Annotated in this window: 20 protein-coding genes; 10 read left to right on the forward strand and 10 right to left on the reverse strand. The window is 71.2% G+C overall.

The genetic code is table 11. The annotated features are described in order from the left end of the window. Window positions 1-81 precede the first annotated feature (81 nt). Both ACFC1W_RS12670 and ACFC1W_RS12675 read left to right on the forward strand, forming a co-directional pair. Window positions 82-507, forward strand: a complete 426-nt coding sequence (locus ACFC1W_RS12670) for an OsmC family peroxiredoxin (RefSeq protein WP_191763096.1) — start codon at window positions 82-84, stop codon at window positions 505-507. Further along, window positions 500-1,429, forward strand: a complete 930-nt coding sequence (locus ACFC1W_RS12675; protein WP_375993049.1) for a TIGR01777 family oxidoreductase — start codon at window positions 500-502, stop codon at window positions 1,427-1,429. Before ACFC1W_RS12670 ends, ACFC1W_RS12675 begins: the two co-directional genes overlap by 8 nt. Window positions 1,430-1,432: 3 nt before the next feature. Here the strand turns inward: ACFC1W_RS12675 and ACFC1W_RS12680 are convergent, their stop codons facing one another. Then, window positions 1,433-1,882, reverse strand: a complete 450-nt coding sequence (locus ACFC1W_RS12680) for a hypothetical protein (protein ID WP_375993052.1) — start codon at window positions 1,880-1,882, stop codon at window positions 1,433-1,435. Beyond that, entirely contained in the window at window positions 1,879-2,697 is an 819-nt protein-coding gene (dapB, locus tag ACFC1W_RS12685) for a 4-hydroxy-tetrahydrodipicolinate reductase (protein ID WP_375993054.1), read from the reverse strand. The genes ACFC1W_RS12680 and dapB overlap by 4 nt, the downstream gene beginning before the upstream one ends. Before the next feature lie 95 nt (window positions 2,698-2,792). Here dapB and ACFC1W_RS12690 point away from each other — a divergent pair, with 95 nt between their 5' ends. Then, window positions 2,793-3,299, forward strand: a complete 507-nt coding sequence (locus tag ACFC1W_RS12690) for a GNAT family N-acetyltransferase (protein WP_375993056.1) — start codon at window positions 2,793-2,795, stop codon at window positions 3,297-3,299. On the opposite strand, the gene ACFC1W_RS12695 is transcribed toward ACFC1W_RS12690, so the two are convergent. From ACFC1W_RS12695 to ACFC1W_RS12705, 3 genes are all read right to left on the reverse strand, one after another. Continuing rightward, a complete protein-coding gene (locus ACFC1W_RS12695; protein ID WP_375993058.1) occupies window positions 3,287-3,889 on the reverse strand; it encodes a histidine phosphatase family protein in 603 nt (200 codons plus the stop codon). The two genes, ACFC1W_RS12690 and ACFC1W_RS12695, sit on opposite strands and share 13 nt — an antisense overlap. A gap of 98 nt (window positions 3,890-3,987) precedes the next feature. Continuing rightward, complete coding sequence (locus ACFC1W_RS12700) at window positions 3,988-5,028, reverse strand: aldo/keto reductase (protein WP_375993061.1); 1,041 nt, start codon at window positions 5,026-5,028, stop codon at window positions 3,988-3,990. A 276-nt stretch (window positions 5,029-5,304) separates the two neighbouring features. After that, entirely contained in the window at window positions 5,305-7,584 is a 2,280-nt protein-coding gene (locus ACFC1W_RS12705) for a polyribonucleotide nucleotidyltransferase (RefSeq protein ID WP_375993063.1), read from the reverse strand. A gap of 313 nt (window positions 7,585-7,897) precedes the next feature. On the opposite strand from ACFC1W_RS12705, the gene ACFC1W_RS12710 reads away from it, so the two are divergent. From ACFC1W_RS12710 to ACFC1W_RS12720, 3 genes are read left to right on the forward strand one after another with little or no spacing between them, the layout of a single operon-like run. After that, on the forward strand, window positions 7,898-8,080 hold the full coding sequence (locus ACFC1W_RS12710) for a DUF5302 domain-containing protein (protein WP_191763112.1): 183 nt from the start codon (window positions 7,898-7,900) through the stop codon (window positions 8,078-8,080). A 13-nt stretch (window positions 8,081-8,093) separates the two neighbouring features. After that, window positions 8,094-8,279, forward strand: a complete 186-nt coding sequence (locus tag ACFC1W_RS12715; RefSeq protein ID WP_191763114.1) for a hypothetical protein — start codon at window positions 8,094-8,096, stop codon at window positions 8,277-8,279. Beyond that, window positions 8,276-8,959, forward strand: a complete 684-nt coding sequence (locus tag ACFC1W_RS12720) for a YrhK family protein (protein WP_375993067.1) — start codon at window positions 8,276-8,278, stop codon at window positions 8,957-8,959. Before ACFC1W_RS12715 ends, ACFC1W_RS12720 begins: the two co-directional genes overlap by 4 nt. 37 nt (window positions 8,960-8,996) lie before the next feature. Here the strand turns inward: ACFC1W_RS12720 and ACFC1W_RS12725 are convergent, their stop codons facing one another. Further along, window positions 8,997-10,445, reverse strand: coding sequence for a cation:dicarboxylate symporter family transporter (locus tag ACFC1W_RS12725; RefSeq protein WP_375993070.1), 1,449 nt, complete (start codon window positions 10,443-10,445; stop codon window positions 8,997-8,999). Window positions 10,446-10,591: 146 nt separating this feature from the next. Between ACFC1W_RS12725 and ACFC1W_RS12730 the strand changes: the two genes are divergently transcribed. Both ACFC1W_RS12730 and ACFC1W_RS12735 read left to right on the forward strand, forming a co-directional pair. Beyond that, on the forward strand, window positions 10,592-11,851 hold the full coding sequence (locus ACFC1W_RS12730) for an ATP-binding protein (RefSeq protein WP_375993072.1): 1,260 nt from the start codon (window positions 10,592-10,594) through the stop codon (window positions 11,849-11,851). Next, complete coding sequence (locus tag ACFC1W_RS12735; protein ID WP_375993074.1) at window positions 11,848-12,531, forward strand: response regulator; 684 nt, start codon at window positions 11,848-11,850, stop codon at window positions 12,529-12,531. Before ACFC1W_RS12730 ends, ACFC1W_RS12735 begins: the two co-directional genes overlap by 4 nt. Here ACFC1W_RS12735 and ACFC1W_RS12740 read toward each other — a convergent pair. Beyond that, window positions 12,528-14,498 carry a GDSL-type esterase/lipase family protein gene (locus ACFC1W_RS12740; RefSeq protein WP_375993077.1) on the reverse strand — a complete coding sequence of 657 codons (1,971 nt, stop codon included), beginning with the start codon at window positions 14,496-14,498 and terminating at the stop codon, window positions 12,528-12,530. The two genes, ACFC1W_RS12735 and ACFC1W_RS12740, sit on opposite strands and share 4 nt — an antisense overlap. A 151-nt stretch (window positions 14,499-14,649) precedes the next feature. Between ACFC1W_RS12740 and ACFC1W_RS12745 the strand changes: the two genes are divergently transcribed. Together ACFC1W_RS12745 and ACFC1W_RS12750 are read left to right on the forward strand one after the other, a co-directional pair. Continuing rightward, window positions 14,650-15,264, forward strand: coding sequence for a DedA family protein (locus tag ACFC1W_RS12745; RefSeq protein ID WP_375993078.1), 615 nt, complete (start codon window positions 14,650-14,652; stop codon window positions 15,262-15,264). Window positions 15,265-15,299: 35 nt separating this feature from the next. Next, the gene (locus ACFC1W_RS12750) at window positions 15,300-16,130 is read left to right on the forward strand and encodes a DNA/RNA non-specific endonuclease (RefSeq protein ID WP_375993080.1); all 831 of its coding nucleotides are present in this window, start codon (window positions 15,300-15,302) and stop codon (window positions 16,128-16,130) included. A 3-nt stretch (window positions 16,131-16,133) separates the two neighbouring features. Here ACFC1W_RS12750 and ACFC1W_RS12755 read toward each other — a convergent pair whose 3' ends face one another. The 3 genes from ACFC1W_RS12755 to ACFC1W_RS12765 all read right to left on the reverse strand — a co-directional run bounded on the left by ACFC1W_RS12755 (window position 16,134) and on the right by ACFC1W_RS12765 (window position 19,049). Next, on the reverse strand, window positions 16,134-16,808 hold the full coding sequence (locus ACFC1W_RS12755; RefSeq protein ID WP_375993083.1) for an FMN reductase: 675 nt from the start codon (window positions 16,806-16,808) through the stop codon (window positions 16,134-16,136). Window position 16,809: 1 nt separating this feature from the next. Then, window positions 16,810-18,009: an LLM class flavin-dependent oxidoreductase gene (locus ACFC1W_RS12760; protein ID WP_375993978.1), complete on the reverse strand. Its 1,200-nt coding sequence runs from the start codon at window positions 18,007-18,009 to the stop codon at window positions 16,810-16,812. A 158-nt stretch (window positions 18,010-18,167) separates the two neighbouring features. Next, window positions 18,168-19,049, reverse strand: coding sequence for an alpha/beta fold hydrolase (locus ACFC1W_RS12765; RefSeq protein WP_375993086.1), 882 nt, complete (start codon window positions 19,047-19,049; stop codon window positions 18,168-18,170). Window positions 19,050-19,054: the final 5 nt, after the last annotated feature.

Raw genomic sequence — 19,054 nt, forward strand, 5'->3', positions numbered from 1 at the left:
CACCGTCGCGCCGCGGCGTCACCCGCGGTTAGGCTGACCGCGAGGCGCTCGGTCCGCGGGCGCCGTGAGAGGGAGGCCCCCATGACGGTCACGAGCGAAGCAACCACCGCCTGGAAGGGCGGCCTGTTCGACGGAGCCGGCGAGGTGACGTTCGTCTCGTCCGGGCTCGGCACGTTCGACGTCAACTGGAAGGCGCGCAGCGAGGGCTCGACCTCCACCACGACGCCCGAAGAGCTCATCGCCGCCGCCCACTCGTCGTGCTTCAGCATGGCCTTCTCGCTCGCGCTGGCCGAGAACGGCACTCCGCCCGAGTCGATCGACACGACCGCGTCGGTGACCTTCAAGCCCGGCACCGGCATCACCGGAAGCCACCTCAACGTGAATGCGGTGGTACCCGGCCTCGACCCCGAGGAGTTCGAGCGCCTGGCGCAGGCGGCGAAGGCGGGATGCCCCGTCTCCCAGGCCCTCGCGGGCGTCGAGATCACCATCGAGGCCACGCTTGCCTGATTCCGACTCACCGCGGCCCGGCGCACGCCGGGTCGTGGTCACCGGGTCGACGGGACTCATCGGGTCGGCGCTGGTGGACAGCCTGCGCGCCGATGGCGTCGAGGTCACGCGCCTCGTGCGCCGGCCGGCCCAGGCATCCGACGAGGTGGAGTGGCTCACCGGCGCATCCCCGCTCGATCCCGCCGTCCTCGACGGCGCCCAGGCGGTCGTCGGGCTCAACGGGGCGACCATCGGGCGATTCCCGTGGACGGCTCGCTACAGGAACACGCTCCTCTGGTCGCGTGTGACGCCGACCCAGGCGATCGCGCGCGCGCTGCGCGAACTGGGGACGGATGCCCCGGCCTTCGTATCCGCGTCGGCCGTGGGGTACTACGGCTCGGCGCCACGTCGCCGGCTCGACGAGACATCGCCGCGCGGCGAGACGTTCCTCGCGGACCTCTGCGGCGAATGGGAGACCGCTGCGCGTGCAGCGGGCGATCAGACGCGGGTCGCCCTGCTGCGCACGGCTCCGATCGTTCATGCCGACGGCGTGCTCAAGCCGCTCATGCTGCTGACCAGGCTCGGCGTGAGCGGACCGATCGGCCGCGGCACGCAGGTCTGGCCGTGGATCTCGCTCGACGACGAAGTGCGCGCCATCCGTCACGTCATCGACTCGGGCCTCGACGGCCCGGTCAACCTCGTGGGTCCCACGCGCGCCACCGCGAACGACCTGGGCTTCGCGCTGGCGGTGCGGATGAACCGCCCGTTCCTGCTCCGAGCACCGGTGTGGGCCGTGCGGACGGTGCTCGGAGCCGACGCGACCGAGGCTGTGCTGACGTCCGACCTCGACGTCGCGCCCGCTGTGCTCGAGGCATCCGGATTCTCGTTCCGCCACCCCACGGTCGAAGACGCGATCGCCTCCGCCGTGCCTTCGGCGGGCTGAACCTCAGGACCGGCGTTCGGCTCTTTCGAGCCGGATGGCGCGGCGCACGGCTTCGCGCGCGCGACGACGGTCGCCGGAGGCGTCGTACGCGAGGCCCAGACGGTACCAGGCGCGCCAGTCGTGCGGGTTCTGCTCGGCGGCGGTGCGGTACACCGGGAACAGCGCGTCGGCCTCTGATCGGATCGCGCGTCCGCTGGGGCGCACCGCCACTTCCTCGGCGGGAAGCGCGTCTTCCGACGACAGCCGCCGGCCGAGCTGTTCGGCGCGCACGCCGAACCACAGCTCGCGCCCCACGCCCCACACGGCGAGGAGCGGAAGCACGATGAGCGCCGCGCCCATGACCACGGCGATCGTCTCGCCGCTCGTGAGCAGCAGCCACGCCCGCTGCCCCACGAGCACGATGTACAGGGCGAGGAGCACCGCCATGACGGCGACGCCGACGCGTGCGCTCATGCGCCCGTCGTCCGGGCGACCTGGCCGGGCACGCCGCCCTCGTCGAGTGGACGACCGGCCGTCGTCGACGCACCGGGGGTGCGCAGACGGAGGTCGAGGAAGCTGTCGAGGCCGACGGTGACGCCCTTCGCGTCGCGCGCGGCGGCGAGGGCGAGCCGGATGCCGGGCCCGTACGCACTGGCCGGTTCGATGGTGTCGTGGACGATCGTGAGCGACTCCCCCGCACCGGCCAGGATCGTCTCCTGCCGAGCGATGACGCCGGGACGACGCAGCGAGTGGATCGGCACGCTCGCGACCTGCTGACCGCGGGCGCGCTGGTCGACGTGGGGCGACTCGACCGGGCCGACCCCGGCGCGCGCGGCGGCGATGAGCTCGGCCGTGCGCACGGCCGTGCCGCTGGGCGAGTCGATCTTCGTCTCGCGGTGCGCTTCGACGATCTCGATCGAGGGGAAGAACGGCGCGGCCGCGGCGGCGATCGCCGAGCCGATCACCGAGCCGAGCGAGAAGTTCGGGATGAAGACGACGCCGACATCGGAGGCGTCCACAAGCGGGCGGACGAGGGCGATGCGCTCGGCCGACCACCCGGACGTGCCGACCAGCACGTTGATGCCGCGCTCGACGGCGGCGCGGACGACGTCGATCGACACCGCCGGAGTGGACGCGTCGACGACCAGATCGGCGCCGTCGAGCTCGTCGAGCTGCGATCGCGACGACAGGGTCGCGTGCACGTCGAAGCCGTCCTCCTGCTCGACCACGTCGCGGATGATCCCGCCGAGCTTGCCGGTGCCGCCCACGATGGCCACGCGCGTCGTCATGCGTTCCATCCTAGGCGGGAGGGATGCCGCGACCCTGCCGCATGACGTCCCGCCGGCGGGCCTCCCGGCCCACCTCGGACACCTACGCTGGAAGGGTGGTGACCCTTCGCGAATCCCCTGTCGACGCCCCTGACGCACACGAACTCCTTGCCGAGTACTTCCGTGCCCGCACCGTCGGGTTCGCCGAACAGGACGTGGTCTACACGACCACCTTCCCGCAGCCCGCGGCGTTCGTGCGGCCGGCGGGTGTCTTCGTCGTCCTCGACGACGACGGGGGCCGGCCGGTCGGGTGCGGCGGAATCCGCCTCATCGACGACGGGCCGCACGGAACCCGCTACGAGGTCAAGCACCTCTACCTGCGCCCCGAGACCCGCGGCCGGGGCTGGGGCCGTCTGCTCGTGGACGCCCTCGAGTCGCGCGCACGGGAGCTCGGTGCGCGCGAGCTGGTGCTCGACACCCACCATTCGCTGGAAGCCGCCGGCGCACTCTACGCCCGCACCGGCTTCACCACGATCGCCCCGTACAACGACAACCCGAACGCGAGCCGCTGGTACAGCAAGGTGCTCGCGGGTCCGGTGAGCTCCGAGGATCAGACGGGGTAGACCTCGGGCAGGCCGGTGCGCAGCTCGACCGGCAGGTGCGCCATGTCGTTGTGCGAGAGCAGCGTCCAGGGGCGGCCCTGCTTCTGAGCGATCACCGTCAGTCCGCAGTGCGCCTGGTTGAGCGTCATCCAGCGCCAGTCCGGCGCCTGCAGCACCTCCCGCACGAACCAGGCGATGACGAAGTTGTGGGTGATGAGCAGCTCGTGCACCTCGCCGCGCTTGCGCACGAGGTACTCGCTCACGGCATCGGCCATCTGCGCGCGCCCGGCGTCGATCTCGGCCTCGGTGACGGATCCGAAGAACGGCTCGAACGCCGTCGGCGTCTCCTCGGTCATGCCGGTCGGCACGCAGTCGAACAGCAGCGCCGAGGGCTCCGGCTGGAGGGACGGCATGCGCTCCTTGACGGCCTGCGCGGTCTGGCTCGCGCGCTCGAGCGGCGAATGCCACACCGCGTCGAACGGCACGCCCGACAGCCGATCGGCCAGCAGTGCGGCCTGGCGGCGGCCGCGCGGCGACAGGCGTCCGTCGACCAGGCCGTGCTGGGCATCCTGGTGCTCACCATGTCGCACGAGGTAGATGTAGTGCGTCACGCAGCTCACTCCGTCGGGGGTCGCGTGCCCCGACGGGACACCTCTTCCACCCTACGACACGGACCAGACAGCGCCCGGTCGCGCCGTGGCCGGGCGACTTACTCGGACGCCCGGGCGATGTCGGACAGCTGGGCGCGGCTCAGGCGCACGCCGACGCCCTGCACGAGCTCCTCGACCTGTGCCGAGGCGAACGCGTTGATGATGGGCGCCGTCACGAGCTTCTGCGCGAGCAGCCACGCCACCGCGACGGCCGCGTCGGGCACGCCGAGCTCCGTGCCGACCGCGTCGAGCGCGCGCAGTGTGCGGCTGCCGCGCCGGTTGAGGTTCGCCGCGAGCTGGGCGCCGCGCACCGACAGTGCGCCGCGCAGGCGCGTGCGCTGTCGACCGGCCAGGAAGCCGTGCTCGAGCGCGTGCGACGGCGTCACCGCCATGCCCTGCGCTCCGGCGACGAGCCGAAGGTCGGCGTCGAACTCGTGCCGTCGGAGCACGTTGAACGGCACGTCGAGCACGGTGATGCGCGGGAACCCCGCGGACGAGTAGATGCGCGCCTCGACGAGCTGTGCAGCCGTGTAGCCGTTGGCGCCGAGCGCGCGGACCTTGCCGCTGTCGACCAGCCACTCCGCCGTGGCCAGCGTGTCTTCGAGGGCGGTCGTCGAGTCGCTGGTGGCGTCGAGGTACAGCACGTCGATGCGGTCGGTCCGCAGACGGGTGAGGGATGCCTCGACCGCGCGCACCAGGTTCACCGAGCCGAGGCCCGGGTTGTCGGCATGGCCGCCGATGCGCACCATGAGGGCGACGTCATCGCGGAGGCCGCGGGAATGCAGCCACTGTCCGATGATGTGCTCGCTGCGCCCCGCGGCGAAGCTGTCGGAGGTGTGCACGGCGTTGCCGCCGAGCTCGACATAGGTGTCGAGGATGTCGTGGCTGGACTCGAGGTCGACGTTCCAGCCGAACTCCGCACCGCCGAGGATCAGGGGGAAGATGTCGATGCCGCTCTCGCCGAGCGGAGTGCGCACGTTCTGGCCCACAGGCGGCCCCTGAACCGGGATCGGCGCGGACGGGTGCACGCCGGGCACGAGAGTGGAGACGGTCTCGGGGCTCGATGACGAGAGCGTCGAGTCAACGCCGAAGAAAGCCATGTGACACCCCCTCACGTCGACTCCCGATGGAGACTTCGTGATCGCCTGTTCCGCACCCCCCGGCGCGTTACCTAAGAGGGTATGGCAGTCCGGACAATCCCCTGACCGTTGCGGTGTGTCGGGGGTAAACATTACATAACGCTTTGGTCACGCTGAGGGGGTCGTGCGCCGCGTGTCCCCCATGTGACCGACAAGCTCGCGCTTCGTGCGCGGAGACGACGGATGCCCGCCCCTTCCACTCGGGAATGGGCGGGCATCCGGACAATGCTGTCTGGCTCAGCCTTCGGCGGGAGCCTCCGGGCCCTCGCTCGCAGCGTCGCGACCCTCCTGGTCGGCCGCCTCCTCGAGAACGGGCTCGAGGGAGAGCTTGCCGCGGTCGTCGATCTTGGTGATCCGGACGAGCAGCTTCTGGCCGACACCGAGCACGTCTTCGACGTTCTCGACGCGCTTGCCGCCGGCGAGCTTGCGGACCTCGCTGACGTGCAGCAGACCGTCCTTGCCGGGCAGGAGCGAGATGAACGCGCCGAACGTCGCGATCTTCACGACCGTGCCGAGGAACTGCTCGCCGACCTCCGGGTTGGTGGGGTTGGCGATCGCGTTGACCTGGGCACGGGCGGCTTCGGCCGACGGGCCGTCGGTCGCGCCGATGTAGACGGTGCCGTCCTCCTCGATGGAGATCTGCGCGCCGGTCTCGTCCTGGATCGCGTTGATCGTCTTGCCCTTCGGGCCGATGAGCTCGCCGATCTTGTCGACCGGGATCTGCACGCTGATCACGCGCGGGGCGGTCGGAGCCATCTCGTCCGGGCCGTCGATCGCGGCGTTGAGGACATTGAGGATCGTGAGTCGAGCCTCCTTGGCCTGCGTCAGCGCGGCGGCGAGGACCGACGACGGGATGCCGTCGAGCTTCGTGTCGAGCTGGATCGCCGTGACGAACTCGCTCGTGCCGGCGACCTTGAAGTCCATGTCGCCGAGGGCGTCTTCGGCGCCGAGGATGTCGGTCAGTGCCGCGTAGCGGGTCTGGCCGTCGACCTCGTCGGACACGAGGCCCATCGCGATGCCGGCGACCGGGGCGCGCAGGGGCACACCGGCGTTCAGCAGCGACAGCGTCGAGGCGCAGACCGAGCCCATCGACGTCGAGCCGTTCGAGCTCAGCGCCTCGGAAACCTGGCGGATGGCGTACGGGAACTCCTCGCGGCTGGGCAGCACCGGCATCAGCGCGCGCTCGGCGAGGAAGCCGTGCCCGATCTCGCGACGCTTGGGGCTGCCGACACGGCCGGTCTCACCGGTCGAGTAGGGCGGGAAGTTGTAGTGGTGCATGTAGCGCTTGCTCGTGGTGGGCGACAGCGAGTCGATCTGCTGCTCCATCTTGAGCATGTTCAGCGTCGTGACACCCAGGATCTGGGTCTCACCGCGCTGGAAGATCGCCGAGCCGTGCACGCGCGGGATGACCTGCACCTCGGCGTCGAGCGGACGGATGTCGGCCAGGCCGCGACCATCGATGCGGACGCCCTCGGAGAGGATGCGACCGCGCACGATCTTCTTGGTGACCGACTTGTACGCACCGCCGAACTCGGCTGCGGCCGACGCCGGAAGCTCGCCGGCCTCGATCGCCGCAGTGAGCTCCGCCTTGACGCGGTCCTTGATCGCGTCGTCGGCGCTCTGGCGCTCCTGCTTGTCGGCGATCTGGTACACCCCGACGAGCTCGCCGTAGGCGCGCGAGTTCACGAACTCGAACGTCTCGTCGGTGTAGGGCGGGAAGACCGGGTACACGCCGGGCTCGCGCGACGAGCTCGCAGCCATCTGGGCCTGTGCCTCGACGAGCTGCTTGAGGAACGGCTTGGCGGCCTCGAGGCCCTGCGCCACGATCTCCTCGTTCGGCTTCACGGCGCCGCCCTTGATGAGGTTCCAGCTGTTCTCCGTGGCCTCGGCCTCGACCATCATGATCGCGACGTCGCCGTCGGGCAGGACGCGACCGGCGACCATGAGGTCGAAGACGGCCTCCTCGACCTGGGCCTGGTTCGGGAACGCGACCCACTGGTCGGCGTGCTCGCCGTGACCGGGGACGAGCGCGAGGCGCACGCCGGCGATCGGGCCCGAGAACGGCAGACCCGAGATCTGCGTCGACGCCGACGCGGCGTTGATCGCGAGCGCGTCGTAGTACTCGCCCGGTGCGATCGAGAGCACCGTCACGACGATCTGCACCTCGTTGCGGAGGCCGTCGACGAACGACGGACGCAGCGGGCGGTCGATGAGACGGCAGACGAGGATCGCCTCGGTGGAGGGGCGGCCCTCACGGCGGAAGAACGAGCCGGGGATCTTGCCCGCGGCGTACGAGCGCTCTTCGACGTCGACGGTCAGCGGGAAGAAGTCGAAGCCTTCGCGCGGGTGCTTGCCGGCGCTGGTGGCCGAGAGGAGCATCGTCTCCTCGTCGAGGTACGCGGCGACGGCACCCTGTGCCTGCTGCGCGAGGCGTCCGGTCTCGAACCGGACGGTGCGGGTGCCGAAGCGGCCGTTGTCGAGGACGGCTTCGGCGGCGGTGATTTCAGGACCTTCCAAGAGGTCTCTCCTTCTTTGTTTAGCCTCGTCCGGCCGTGTGCCGGGCGAGGATCAATCGAAGGAGCAGGAACAGGCAGATCTCGGCGCGCGGCGATCGCCGCGGATGTCGCCAGCACTGGCCACCAGTAGAAATCCACCCGGCGCGGAGCGACGAGGAGACCACCACAGGGGACCAGCTAGCTGCCGGCCTGCTCCGTGAGCTCATGTTGAATTGAGCGGATGCCGCGAGGGCAACCTTCCCGATCCTACCAGTGCGCGCCCGTTCCGGCGGAAATGCCTGGCGCCCGACCGGCCCCGTGCCTAGGGTGGGGTCATGAGCACCGACGAGAAGCCGGCGGGCGCGGCATCCGATGAGATGAAGCGCAAGTTCAAGGAAGCACTCGACAAGAAGAACTCGCAGCACCGCGAAGGCGAGCAGCACCTCGACGGCGATTCCGCCGTTCACGGCACGCATGGCGCCGTGACCAAGCGGGAGTTCCGCCGCAAGAGCGGGTGACCGGGGAGTCGGCATGAGTGATTTCCGGGAGCGCATCCCCGACGACGAGCGCGACGTGCCGCTCGACGACGACACGGAGTTCGAGCTGCCGCCGGCCACGCTCGACCCGATGGAGTCCGTCGAGGATCAGATGGACGAACTCGACCTCGAGGAGCGCGAATCGGCGATCGAGTCGGGCGAGCTCGATCCGGGGGCGTGAGCAGCGGCACCGACCGGGTCACGCGCCTGCGGCGTGAGGCCTGGGGCTTCGCGATCGGGTCGCTGTGCTTCCTGGCCGGCTCGCTGCCCTTCTATGCGGACTGGGCGGGGACCGTCTGGACCAACGTCACCTTCTTCGTCGGGTCGATCTTCTTCACGCTCGCCGCGCTGATCCAGCTGGTGCTGAGCGGTCGCCGCCCGCCGAGGGGCGATACGAATCGCGCCGACCGCGCCGACTGGTGGGCGGCGGCGATCCAGTTCGCCGGCACCCTGCTGTTCAACGTCTCCACCCTGGGCGCCCTGCTGGCGGCGATCGCCCGGCCCGACGCCGTCGGAGTGGGGTGGCGACCCGATGCTTGGGGATCGGCGGCGTTCCTGATCTCGAGCGCGCTCGCGGTGGCGGCTACACGGGAGCGCGAGCGGCTCTGGGATCGCGATGCGCGCACCTGGCACGGCACGGGTCTCAACATGCTCGGCTCGATCGCCTTCGGCGTGTCGGCGGTGGCTGCGTATGTGGTGCCTTCCACCGGCGACCTGGTCAGCGAGCGGTGGACGAACCTCGGCACGGCGATCGGGGCGATCTGCTTCTTCGCCGCAGCGGTGCTCTCGCGCCGCGAGATCCCGGCGACGGACTCCGCGCGCCGACTCACGGGTCACCGCAAGACCTCCGGACGGCGGTGAGCCCGTCTGCGCACGCGCAGACGGGCCCGTCGGTCGCTCAGCGGCTGAGCAGCTCGCGCTGTCGCGACCGCTCCTCCTTCGCCCCGGCCTCGGCGACGGCGGCCTCCTCCAGGCCTCGTAGGTCGACGGCGCCGGAATCGGTCGACATGCCGTCGTGGTCGTGGCCCGACAGCGTCGTCTCGTCGAAGGGAAGCTCGCCCGCGAGCACGCGGCGGGCACGCGACGCGTCGAACTCCTTCGTCCACGTGCCGATGAGGACGGTGGCGACCGCATTGCCGGTGAAGTTGGTGAGCGCGCGGCCCTCCGACATGAAGCGGTCGATGCCCACGATGACGCCGACGCCGTTGACCAGGTCGGGACGGTAGGCCTGGAGGCCGCCCGCAAGCGTCGCCAGACCCGCTCCGGTCACTCCGGCCGCACCCTTCGAGGCGATGATCATGAAGACCAGCAGCCCGATCTGCTCGCCGATCGACATCGGAGCGCCCATGCCGCTCGCGATGAACAGCGATGCCATGGTCAGGTAGATCGCCGTCCCGTCCAGGTTGAACGAGTAGCCGGTGGGAACGGTGATGCCCACGACCGGCTTGGATACGCCGAGGTGCTCCATTTTCGCGATGAGACGGGGCAGCGCCGACTCCGAGGAGGACGTGCCGACGATCAGCAGGTACTCGCGGGCCAGGTACTTCACCAGGCTGAAGATGTTCACCCGCGTCACCGCGTAGAGCAGAGTCCCCAGCACGCCGACGATGAAGACGACGCAGGTGATGTAGAACGCGATCATGAGGGTGCCCAGCGCCCAGATCGCGGCGACGCCGGTGTTGCCGACGACCGCGGCGATCGCGCCGAACGCGCCGATCGGCGCGAGCCACAGGATCATGCCGAGGATGCGGAAGACGAGCGCCTGCAGGTGCTTGACGGCGTTCATGATCGGCTCGCCCTTCGCGCCCATCTGCTGCAGCGCGAAGCCGACGAGCAGCGCGATGAAGAGCACCTGCAGCACGCTCTCGCCGGTGAAGGCCGAGAAGAACGTGGTGGGGATGATGCCGAGGATGAACTCCTGCGTGGACTTCGCCTCCGCCGTCGCCTCGTACGTCGCGTTCGCCATGTTCAGTCCCTCGCCCGGGTGGAGGAGGTTCCCGACGACGAGGCCGATGGCCAGCGCGAAGGTCGACATGACCATGAAATAGAGCAGCGCCAGCCCGCCGATCCTTCCGACCGTCGCGGCCTTGGCGATGGAGCCGACGCCGACCACGATCGTGCAGAAGATGATCGGGGCGATCATCATCTTGATGAGTCCGACGAACGCCTCGCCCAGGGGCTTGAGCGCCACACCGACCTCCGGCCAGACGAGGCCCACGATCGCGCCCAGCACGACGGCGATGATCACGGAGACATAGAGCCACGTGTGCTTGTCCCACGATCGCTTGCCGCGTCTCCAGTTGAAGCCGGGCAGTGTGAACGAAGTCGTCCGTGTGGAAAGAGCCATCATCGCCTCCTGGTGAAACGTCGTTGTCCAGATCCGGCGGGCATCGGTCCCGCCGGTGACACCAGCGTGCGGCGCGTCGCGGGCCGCGACGAGTTGTGGTCGTATTGGTCGCAGCGGATGCCGCGCCATCCGCACCAGGAGGACTCATGGGCGAGGCGACCCCGCAGGGCAGCGCCGCTTCGCGCGTCTTCCTCACGGTCGTGGTGGCGGTCGCTGCGCTGGTGGCCGTGCTCGCCGTCGTGCTGATCCTCGACGCCCAGCGCGCCGCCCGCACCGAGGCGGAGGAGGTCACGCGCGCGGTGGCCGAGTCGCTCGCCGTGATGCCGCAGGTCGTGTCGGACGTGACCGAGGCCGAGGCATCCGCTCGTCTTCAACCGGTCGCCGTCGATGTCATGGAGCACGCGCACGTCGACTTCGTGACGATCATGACACAGGACGGCGTGCGCGTGACGCACCGCGATCCGGCTGAGATCGGGCGCACGTACATCGGCACGATCCCCGGATCGGCCGCAACGGCCACCGAGGAGTTCACCGGCACACTGGGGCCGTCGGTGCGCACGATCGCCCCCATCGTGCGCGACGGTGAGGTGGTGGGCTGGGTGGCGGTGGGAGTGACGATCGGCAGCATCGCGTCGGACATCGTGCCGCGCCTGCCGTTCGTCGTCATGATCACGCTGGCGGTGCTCGCTGCCGGGCTGCTGGGCGCGGTCCTCGCCCGCCAGACGACCCGCCGCGTGGCCGGCGACCTTCCCGCAGGGACCATCCGCGACGCCGTCGCGTCGTACGAGTCGATGCGGACGCTCGGCGAGGCGCTTCGGGCCCAGACCCACGAGCACGGAAACCGGATGCACACGGCGGTCTCCCTGCTCGAGCTCGGTCGCACGCAGGAGGCGATCGATCTGCTCACCGAGACCTCGCGGCAGAGCCAGGTGCTCGTGGACCAGGTCGCCGCGGGCCGGCACGGCGATCCGACCGTGGGCGCGCTGCTTCTCGGCAAGTCCGCACAGGCCCGCGAGCGCGGTCTCGAGTGGAGCGCCGACATCGATCCCGAGGCGCCGCGCAGCCCGCTGTCCCCCGTCGACGCCGTGTCGGTCGTGGGCAACCTCATCGACAACGCCCTCGACGCGGCGGCGGTCGGCGAGCCGCCCCGCTGGGTCCGCGTGGAGTTCACCGCGGCGGACGACGGCCGTCTGCGGATCGCCGTCTCCGACAGCGGATCGGGGGTGCCGGACGAACTCGCCGAGCGCGTGTTCGAGCACGGGTTCTCGACCAAGCCCGCCGGTGCGGAAGGGCGCGGCGTGGGGCTGGCCCTCGTGCGCTCGATCGTCGACGGCGCGGGCGGGACGGTCGAGATCTCCGCCGAGCCGACCGTCTTCACGGTCCTGCTTCCGGCGGGGTCGCCGTGATCCGCGTTCTCCTCGTCGACGATGACGCCCTGACGCTCGAGCTGCACCGGTCGTACGTCGAGCGGCTCGACGGCTTCGAGGTGACCGGAGAGTGCACCGGCGCGCGCGCCGCGATTACGGCGCTCGTCGACCGCGGCGACGACTTCGACCTCGTGCTGCTCGACATGACGATGCCGGACGGCACCGGGGTCGACGTGCTGCGGCACCTGCGTGCGCGCGGCTCGCGGGTCGATGTCGTCGCGATCACGGGCGTGCGCGAGGCAGACGTGGTGCGTCAGATGGTGGGGCTCGGCGTGGCCCAGTATCTCGTGAAGCCGTTCGCCTTCGCCCTCTTCCGCGAACGCATGGAGCAGTACCGGGCGTTTCGGCAGCGAGCCGACGAGACCGCGGGCAGCGCCACCCAGGCCGAGATCGACGCGCTGCTCGGGGCGCTCCGCCCGTCCGCCGTCGTCCCCCTGCCGAAGGGCCTGTCGGCCGCGACGCTCACGCGCATCACCGAAGACGTGCGCGCGCACGGGCCCGTGTCGGCCGTCGAGGCCGCGGAGCGGCTCGGCATGTCGCGGGTGTCGGCGCGGCGGTACCTCGAGCACCTCGCCGAGGTGGGCGCCGTCGCACGCTCGCCGCGCTACGGCGCCCCCGGACGACCGGAGTCCGAGTACGCCTGGCGCGCCGGCCCCTAGGGTGCTGCCGCGCGCGATCGGACGCCGCCGCGTCCGCCGATGACGACGTACCCCGAGTGCTTCGGCGCCAGGCCGTCGCCCGCCGTGCGGCCGCGGAGCCGCCGCCAGACCCACGGCAGCGCGTCGCGGCGGAGCCACGAGCCGGGTGCCGGCGCGTCGTCGTCCGCGTGGAGTGCGGCGTCGAGCCCTCCCAGGGCCTCGGCATCGCGGACGCCCAGGACGTCCGCCGCTCGGTAGGCGAGGAAGCGATGGCCCCGGGAGCGCAGGTGCACCTTGTCGTGCGCCCACAGGTCGAGGTCGCCGATCGCGGGAACGGCCTCCAGGTCGAGCAGCAGGGCGTGCGTCCGCTCTGCGATGCCCCGCAGCTCCGACGCGAACGTCGCGAAGCGGCGCGCGAACATCCGGGCGGCACGGCGCCGGGGCAGGAACGGGGTGACGAGCAGCACGTCGATGCCGGCCTCGCGGAGCGTCCGCACCGCGTTCTCCAGCTCGCGGACGATCGCCGGGATGTCGACCCGCCGCGCGACCAGGTCGTTGGCTCCGATCAGCACCGAGACGAGCTGGGGCCGCAGCGCCAGCGCCCGGGGCACCTGCTGGGCGGCGAGGTGACGGACCCGCCGGCTGCGGACCGCGAGGTTCGCGTACCGGAACGGCTCGGTCGCCGGCCCCTCGTGCGCGAGCAGCTGGGCGAGCCGGTCGGCCCAGCCGCGGTGCTCGCCCGGCGGCATCCGCGACGTGTCGCACAGCCCCTCAGTCAGCGAGTCGCCCAGCGCGACGTAGCGGGACCAGCGCGTCACGGCGGTCGGTCGCGGCGGAGCCGAGGGCCGGGTGGCGGAGCGCAGGACGAGAGCGTCGTCGATGGGGCGCAGCATCCGGGCGTCTTCGTAGTACTCGACCAGCTCACGGCACACCGCATCCCAGGACCGGTGACGCACCGACGAGTGCGCGGCGGCCCCGAAGGCCCGCCGCTTGCTCTCATCGCCTACCAGGTCGGCCACCCGGTCGCGCAGATCTCGCAGGTCGCCGGGCCGGTACAGCCAGCCGTCGATGCTGGACCGCACCAGATCGACGGGGCCGCCTACGCCGGTGGCGACGACAGGCACGCCGCTCGCGAGGGCCTCCTGGATGGTCTGACCGAAGGTCTCGCTCTCCCCCGGATGCACGAAGACGTCGAAGCCGGCGAGCGCCTCGGCGAGCGCGGTTCCGTCGAGGTGGCCGGTGAAGACGGCACGCGGGAGTGCGCGCTCCAGCGCGGGTCTCGCGGGGCCGTCGCCCACGATCACCAACCGCGTGCCCGGCAGGTCGGCGACCGCGGCGAGATCCTGCACCTGCTTCTCGGGCGCGAGGCGTCCGACATACCCGATGACCGTTTCGCCGGGCGCCACCGTGCGGCGCCATTCCTCGTTCCGCCGCTCGGGCGAGAACCGTTCCGCGTCGACGCCCCGGCCCCACCGGCGCACACGATCGACGCCGAGCGCCTCGAGCTGCCGCACCGACGCCGACGACGGCGCGAGCGTCATGGTCGCCCGGCGGTGAAGGCGCGTCACATGGCGCTCGACCAGGGCTGTGGCCCGCGGCATCCCGTACTTCTCGGCATACGCGACGACGTCGGTCTGATACACGGCGACGGCGGGGATGCGCAGCGCGTCGGCGGCTGCCACCCCCTGCCGACCGAGGACGAAGGGGGACGCGAGATGCACGACATCCGGACGGAAGCCGCGCAGGATGGCGCTCAGCCGGGCCGCGCGGGCGAAGACGACGCGTACGTCGGAATATCCGGGCAGCGGGACCGAGCGCAGCAGTTCGGTGCGGGCGCCGTGGAGGTCCGCGCGGACCTCACCCGCTCGAGGGGCGATGACGAGGGTCTCGTGTCCTTCGTCCTTCAGGTGCCGCAGCACGTGGAGGACCGAGCCCGTCACCCCGTTCATGTGGGGCAGGAACGATTCGGCGAGCAGTGCGACTCTCACGATCTCAGCGTGACGGCGACAGAGGAGACGGATGCCGCGAACCGGCGTTCGACCGGCAGTGTTCACGCGATCCTCGCCCTGGCGTCATCTCCGAGCCCGGCGAGCACCGGGCGTTCGCCGGCGGTTCACCGTCGACTGGTAGCCAGGAAGGGTGACCGAGGAGCTGCTGACCGCGATCGCGGCCGGTCCGTGGGCGCTTCCGCTGCTGTTCGCCCTGGTGCTCGGTGACGCATTCCTCGTCGTCGTGCCGGGAGAGGCCGTCGTCACCGCCTTCGGCGCGCTCGCGGTGACCGCCGGCACGCCGCCGCTCGCCGCCGTCGTCATCGTCGCCGCTGTCGCCGCCGTCCTGGGCGACGCGGGCTGCTACCTCATCGGGCGGTCGGTGGGGCTCGAGCGGTGGCGGTGGATGCGCACCGCGCGGGCGCGGGCGGCGTTCGCGTGGGCGGGCGCGCGCCTCGACCGCAGTTCCGGCACGGTGGTGTTCACGGCGCGCTTCATCCCGTTCGCGCGCCTCGCCGTCAACCTCGTGGCCGGCGCCACCCGGGTCCCCGCTCCCCGCTACACCGCGGTGGTCGCCGCCGCCGCGACCGCGTGGGCCGCCTATCAGGCGCTCATCGGCGCCGCGGTCGCCCGTCTGGTGCCGGGCGGACCGACCGTCGCCGTCGTCGTGTCGATCGTGGTCGCCGTCGCCGCCGGCCTGCTGCTCGATGCCGTGCTCACGCGGTCGTGGCGGCGGCGTGGCACCGGAGCGGATCCGGGCGGGTGATTCTCGCCGTCGGCGGCGACCGACAGGATGGAGCCGTGGCAGACGCGACCTGGACGGGATACGACGACCGCTTCCTCGGCACCCCCGTGCCGCTTCCCCGGTCGCAGGGCGACGACGCCGTGCGCGACCTCGCCTACCCGCGGTTCACGGTGCTGCTCGATCCCGTGCGGCGCCTCGCGATGATGACGGGGGTGAACATCGACGGCTCGACCCTCCGCGACCTCCCGCGCACGGGTGAGTGGCGGCTCGACCCGCGCGTGCCCGCGTCGGAGCAGGCGGGCCCCGCGGTCTACGCCGGCAACGACCTCGACCGCGGCCATCTCGTGCGTCGGCGCGACCCGGGGTGGGGCACGGTCGCCGAGGCGCGCGCGGCGACCGAGGCGACGTTCGCGTACCCCAATGCCGCCCCTCAGGCGGGTGCGTTCAACCAGTCCAAAGAGCTGTGGCTGGGGCTGGAAGACCACGTGCTGGCATACGCCGACACCACCGATCAGCGGGTCAGCGTGTTCACTGCGCCGGTGCTGGCGCACGACGATCCCGGGTACCGCGGGGTGCAGATCCCCCGGCGGTTCTTCAAGGTCGCGGCCTGGGCGTCGTCCGGCGGCGCCGACAACGGCCGGCCCCGCCTCGAGGCGGCGGGATTCGTTCTGGACCAGTCCGACCTGATCGACACGTCGCAGGGAGTCCTCACCGTGCCGGGACTCGGCGGCTTCCGCACCTTCCAGGTGCCGATCGCCGACATCGAGGTCCTGACCGGCGTCGGCTTCGGGCCGCTCGTCGACGCGGACGTGCTGCAGCCGGTCGCGGTGCGCGGAGAGAGCGCGTGGCGCCCCCTCCGCACAGCCGACGACGTCGTGCTGGGCTGAGAGCTACTCCCCGGCCAGGCCGCCGAGGAGATGCCCGAAGGATCGACCCTCGCCGAGGTAGTTCGCCGGGTCGAACGGGTCCGCGTTCCCGGCAGGCTCGCGGCGCGCGATGGCGTCTGCCAGCTCGCGCGCGCCGCGGTCCACGCGCTCGCCCAGCGGGGCGACCTGATCGCCTGCGGCGCCCCAGTCGCTCGACGCGGCGAACACACCCGTCGAGACCGGCTCGGCGTGGAGGTACGTGAACAGCGGCCGGATGGCGTAGTCGATCGCGAGTGAGTGGCGGGCGGTGCCGGCGTTCGCGCCGATGAGCACCGGCTTGCCGGTGAGCGCGTCCGGGTCGAGCACGTCGATGAACGACTTGAACAGGCCGGAGTAGCTCGTCGAGAAGATCGGCGTCACGGCGATGACCGCGTCGGCCGAGACGACGGCGTTCACCATCGACTCGAGCGCGGGCGGCGCGAAACCGGTGAGCAGGTTGTTGGTGATGTCGTGCGCGTAGTCTCGCAGCTCGAACACGTCGACCTCGGCCGCGATGTCGCGCGCGGTGAGCTCCTTCACGGTCGCGGACGACAGGCGGTCGGCCAGCAGCCGGGTCGAGGACGGGTTGGACAGGCCTGCCGAGACGACGGCGATGCGGCGGGCCGCGCGCGGCGCGCCCGCTCCAGCAGCTGAGGTCATGTCACGCCTCCTTCCGGCCGAGACCGAACGCGGCGCCCGCGGGCGCCGGGGTGTCCTGGTAGGGGCTGTCCCCTACCAGGTTGTCGCCGCGGTTCGCACCGGGCACCGCCTGGCGCGGCGCCGCGTCGCCGTACGCGGCCGTGACCAGACCGGCGTGGGTCGGGGCATCCGGAACCTCCGCCGGGCGGTTCTGCGCGAGCTCCTTGCGGAGCACCGGCACGACCTCGCCGCCGAGGATGTCGAGCTGCTCGAGCACCGCCTTCAGCGGGAGGCCGGCGTGGTCGATGAGGAACAGCTGACGCTGGTAGTCGCCGTAGTAGTCGCGCATGGCCGCGTAGCGGTCGATGACCTGCTGCGGCGAGCCGACGGTGAGCGGGGTCATCTCGCTGAAGTCCTCGAGCGACGGCCCGTGGCCGTACACCGGCGCGTTGTCGAAGTACGGGCGGAACTGCGACACGGCGTCCTGCGACTTCGCCGCCATGTACACCTGGCCGCCGAGACCGACGATCGCCTGCTCGGGCGTGCCGTGCCCGTAGTGGGCGTACCGCTGGCGGTACAGCGCGATGAGGCGCTGGTAGTGCTCCTTGGGCCAGAAGATGTTGTTCGCGAAGAAGCCGTCGCCGTAGTAGGCGGCCTGCTCGGCGATCTCAGGGGTGCGGATCGAGCCGTGCCACACGAACGGCGCGACGCCGTCCAGCGGACGCGGCGTCGAGGTGAAGCCCTGCAGCGGCGTGCGGAACTGCCCCTCCCAGTCCACGACGTCCTCGCGCCACAGGCGGTGGAGCAGGTTGTAGTTCTCGATCGCGAGCGGCAGCCCCTGGCGGATGTCCTTGCCGAACCACGGGTAGACCGGGCCGGTGTTGCCGCGGCCGAGCATGAGGTCGACGCGTCCTCCCGACACGTGCTGGAGCATCGCGAAGTCCTCGGCGATCTTCACCGGGTCGTTCGTCGTGATCAGCGTCGTCGCGGTCGAGAGCACGAGGCGCTCGGTCTGCGCGGCGATGTACGCGAGGGTCGTGGTCGGCGACGACGACCAGAACGGCGGGTTGTGGTGCTCGCCCAGAGCGAAGACGTCGAGGCCGACCTCCTCCGCGTGCTTGGCCACGGTGATGGTGTTGCGGATCTTCTCCGCCTCGCTGGGGGTGGTGCCGTTCGTCGGGTCCTCGGTGATGTCGCTCACCGTGAAGATGCCGAACTGCATCCCCGGCCACGTGGTGCTCTCGCTCACGATCTCTCCGCTTCTGCGCCCTGCCGGGATCTCCGGCGCCGGACGGTTCTATGCAAATGAATGTATCTCGTGCAACGTGTGCGTCTCCAGGTTATTCCCGGGCGGATATCGCGGCCTCGGCCGATCGCAGGTCAGGAACTCGTGAACAGCGCCAGCATGTCCCGCACGAGCTGATGCGGTGCGGTCTCGCACGGCGCATGGCCGGTCGGGTACACGGCCATCCGCGCGCCGATGAGCTCCGCGTAGGCGGCGTGCTGCTCAGTGGGCCAGAGGTCCTGCTCGCCCACCGCGATCAGCTTCGGGATGCCGACGCCCGCCACGTCGTCGGCGATGTCGGGCATCGTCATCATGAGCGCGACGACGTCGTCGATCACCGGCCGGCCGGTCACTGTCATCCGCTCCCGCACGAACTGGATGCGCAGCGGCGGCGTGCGGTTGAGGTTGTAGCGGATGCCCCACAGGATGAGCCCGGCGGCACGGTGGGGCGGCATGTCGGAGATGGGTCCGATGTGCTTCACGCCGCGGAAGACCTGCCCCGTCGCCGGTGGCGCCGCCATGAGCGTGAGGCTGGCGAACAGCTCGGGGCGCTCGGTGAGCGCGAGCTCGGCGAGCAGGCCCGCGAAGCTGTAGCCGAGCACGTGCACCGGGGCGGGTCCGTCCTCGAGCACGGCGATGAGATCGTCGAGGAAGAGCCGGTAGTCGTAGTGGTCGCGCGGCGGATCGAGGTTCTGGGGACCCGCGCCGGCCGATTGATAGTGTCCGGCGAGATCGTACGACTCGACTCGGTACCCGGCGGCCGCGAAGAGCGGGAACAGCCGGACGAAGTCCTCCTTCGACCCCGCGACACCCGAGACGAGCAGCACGCGAGGCGCATCGGCGGGCCCGAGGCGCACCCGGGCGAGCCCGCCGCTGGGCGCGGCGAAGGTGTCGCGCTCGGTGCCGTCGGGGAACACCCGCCAGTCGATGTCGGGGATGGCGCGGTCCTGGTCGCGCGCCTCGTCGATGGTGGTCATCGCGG

The sequence above is a fragment of the Microbacterium sp. NPDC056003 genome (genome assembly GCF_042274785.1).
In the GTDB taxonomy this organism is placed as follows: Bacteria; Actinomycetota; Actinomycetes; order Actinomycetales; family Microbacteriaceae; genus Microbacterium.

What these genes read in the sequence shown, in the direction of transcription:
- ACFC1W_RS12670 (WP_191763096.1), top strand. Translation starts at nt 82, where the DNA reads ATGACGGTCACGAGCGAAGCAACCACCGCCTGGAAGGGCGGCCTGTTC.
- ACFC1W_RS12680 (WP_375993052.1), bottom strand. Translation starts at nt 1,882, where the DNA reads ATGAGCGCACGCGTCGGCGTCGCCGTCATGGCGGTGCTCCTCGCCCTG.
- dapB (WP_375993054.1), bottom strand. Translation starts at nt 2,697, where the DNA reads ATGACGACGCGCGTGGCCATCGTGGGCGGCACCGGCAAGCTCGGCGGG.
- ACFC1W_RS12700 (WP_375993061.1), bottom strand. Translation starts at nt 5,028, where the DNA reads ATGGCTTTCTTCGGCGTTGACTCGACGCTCTCGTCATCGAGCCCCGAG.
- ACFC1W_RS12710 (WP_191763112.1), top strand. Translation starts at nt 7,898, where the DNA reads ATGAGCACCGACGAGAAGCCGGCGGGCGCGGCATCCGATGAGATGAAG.
- ACFC1W_RS12715 (WP_191763114.1), top strand. Translation starts at nt 8,094, where the DNA reads ATGAGTGATTTCCGGGAGCGCATCCCCGACGACGAGCGCGACGTGCCG.
- ACFC1W_RS12725 (WP_375993070.1), bottom strand. Translation starts at nt 10,445, where the DNA reads ATGGCTCTTTCCACACGGACGACTTCGTTCACACTGCCCGGCTTCAAC.
- ACFC1W_RS12730 (WP_375993072.1), top strand. Translation starts at nt 10,592, where the DNA reads ATGGGCGAGGCGACCCCGCAGGGCAGCGCCGCTTCGCGCGTCTTCCTC.
- ACFC1W_RS12755 (WP_375993083.1), bottom strand. Translation starts at nt 16,808, where the DNA reads ATGACCTCAGCTGCTGGAGCGGGCGCGCCGCGCGCGGCCCGCCGCATC.
- ACFC1W_RS12760 (WP_375993978.1), bottom strand. Translation starts at nt 18,009, where the DNA reads ATGCAGTTCGGCATCTTCACGGTGAGCGACATCACCGAGGACCCGACG.
- ACFC1W_RS12765 (WP_375993086.1), bottom strand. Translation starts at nt 19,049, where the DNA reads ATGACCACCATCGACGAGGCGCGCGACCAGGACCGCGCCATCCCCGAC.